The organism is Algoriphagus aestuariicola, from assembly GCF_017254835.1.
GTDB lineage: Bacteria > Bacteroidota > Bacteroidia > Cytophagales > Cyclobacteriaceae > Algoriphagus > Algoriphagus aestuariicola.
In genome coordinates, this window is record NZ_JAFKCW010000067.1 from 1 (window position 1) to 287 (window position 287).

At 62.0% G+C, this 287-nt stretch carries 1 pseudogene; it reads left to right on the forward strand.

Annotated elements, in window-relative coordinates:
- A pseudogene (locus tag J0A67_RS23690) lies at nucleotides 1-287 on the forward strand (oligopeptidase B); the annotation flags it as partial.

Below are 287 nucleotides of genomic sequence, written 5' to 3' on the forward strand. Positions count from 1 at the left end.
GGGCGGATGCCAAGCCGCAGCTGTTCGTGCCGCGGCGCAAGGATCACGAGTACGCCATCGATCACTATCACCAGCATTTCTATATCCGCTCCAACAAGGACGGCAAGAACTTCGGCCTGTACCAGAGCGAGCAGGCGGACGAAGCGCAGTGGCAGACGCTGATCGCCCCGCGTGCCGACGTGATGCTGGAGGGCTTCAGCCTGTTCCGTGATTGGTTGGTGGTCGAAGAGCGCAATGCCGGCCTGACGCTGCTGCGCCAGATCCACTGGCAGACTGGCGAAGAGAAG